Source organism: Streptomyces sp. NPDC059900 (genome assembly GCF_050270335.1).
In the GTDB taxonomy this organism is placed as follows: domain Bacteria; phylum Actinomycetota; class Actinomycetes; order Streptomycetales; family Streptomycetaceae; genus Streptomyces.
In genome coordinates this window covers 1-1,618 of record NZ_JBNNJZ010001034.1, presented here as the reverse complement: position 1 = coordinate 1,618, position 1,618 = coordinate 1, and the positions used below count along the sequence as shown (strand labels likewise).

Sequence of the window (1,618 nt, the reverse complement as noted above, 5' to 3'; positions counted from 1 at the left end):
GTACGGGCATGGCTGTGGGGCTCCGATCGGAGGCGTGTGGTGGGAACGCCTCCGATCCTTCTCGTGTACGGAGAAGCGGACAAGTACCGACTTTTTTGTGCGTACTTACCCGGAGGTTGGTGAGGGAGCCCCGGAGCCGGGCGCGCCGGTCACCACTCCAGCGCGGCCGACGCCGACGTCTGCCAGTAGGTGACGAACGCCGAGCTGTCCACGTACACCCCGCCGGACGGGAGCTTCGCCGCCGCCGGGCCGCCGACGCTGCCGTTCGCGGCGCGGTTGGAGAACAGGACATCCAGGCTGTGGGCCTGGTAGCCGTGCGAGCCCTCCGGCGACGACGTGCCGATGCCCGCGTACGCGCTCTGGCCCGGCTCCAGCGTGACGACCGCCTGCGGGGTGCTGTCGTCCAGCCACGGGGTGGGGGCCTGTGCCTCGTCGAAGCGGAGGAACGGCGCGCTGTACGCGTAGCAGGTCTTCGTGCCGGTGTTCTTGGCCTTCAGGAGCAGGTGGTTGATGGGCCGGCTGACCTCCGTGACGGTGACCTTCGTGGTGGCGGCCGAGCAGGTGACCGGTGAGGCCTTGGCGGCGGGCGTTGCGGCGTTCGCGGCGGCCGAGGCGGCGCTGCCGAGCGCGGTGAGCGAGAGGGCGGCGGTGAGGGCTGCTGCTGCGGCGGTGGCCTTGGTGCTGAATCGCATGGCTGGTCTCTTTCGGTGTGACGGGCGTGACGTGAGTCGCGACCAAAGGCTTCTGGACGCGGCGTGCTTGTATGGCCCAGAGCTTGTGCGGGGTTCTGTCCCGGCGGCCAGCGTGGAACGGCAGCGGGGGACGCTGGGACGTTCGTACGGCTGTGATCTGCGATAACTCCGTTCCATGGAACGGATGAACGGGATGGAGAAGGCGTGGGGGCGGGCGATCTCGCGGAACTGCTGCGGGAGTTGAAGGAGAGGTCGGGGCTCAGTTACGGGGCGCTGGCCAAGCGGTTGCATGTGTCGACGTCGACGCTGCACCGCTATGTCAGCGGGTCGGCCGTACCCACGGAGTTCGCTCCGCTGGAGCGGTTGGCCAGGGTGTGCGGGGCCTCCCGGCAGGAGATGGTCGAGGTCCACCGGCGGTGGATCCTGGCCGATGCGGCGCGCGGCGAACGTGATCGGGACCGGGACCGTGACCGTGACCGCAAGGATCCGGAGCCTTCGCCCGGCGAGGCATCCGGTGACGCGGCCGGGCGGCCGTCCCCAGGGGGACCGGGGGCCGGGGGCTCGGCGCTTGGCGAGGCGGCTGCCGGCGGTCCGGCTTCCGGTGGCTCGGTGTCCGGCGCCCCGGCGGCCGGTGGCCCGCGCCCCGGCTCTGCGGCTCCCGGTGGGGCGGCTGACGGTGATCCGGGCGTCGGGGGGTCCCGCAGCGGGGACTCCCGCGACGGAGGCGGTCGTAACGGAGGCTCCCGCGACGGGGACTCCCATGGCGCGGGCTCCCGCGACGGTGGCCTGCGCGAAGGGAACGGCGGCGACGGTGGCTCCCGTAACGGAGGTTCCCGCGACGGTGGCCTGCGCGAAGGGAACGGCGGCGACGGTGGCTCCCGTAACGGAGGTTCCCGCGACGGAGGCCTGCGCGAAGGGAACGGCGG

The 1,618-nt window shown here is 72.1% G+C and carries 2 protein-coding genes; one reads left to right on the top strand and one right to left on the bottom strand.

The annotated features are described in order from the left end of the window. Positions 1–149: 149 nt before the first annotated feature. The gene (locus ACQKIP_RS46945) at positions 150–692 is read right to left on the bottom strand and encodes a DUF4232 domain-containing protein (RefSeq protein WP_365862876.1); all 543 of its coding nucleotides are present in this window, start codon (positions 690–692) and stop codon (positions 150–152) included. Between the two features lie 204 nt (positions 693–896). Between ACQKIP_RS46945 and ACQKIP_RS46940 the strand changes: the two genes are divergently transcribed. Further along, positions 897–1,618 (top strand): helix-turn-helix domain-containing protein (locus tag ACQKIP_RS46940; RefSeq protein ID WP_427745816.1); only part of this gene is annotated, 722 nt, incomplete at its 3' end.

Coding starts and splice junctions, on each gene's coding strand:
- ACQKIP_RS46945 (WP_365862876.1), bottom strand. CDS start 692: ATGCGATTCAGCACCAAGGCCACCGCCGCAGCAGCAGCCCTCACCGCC.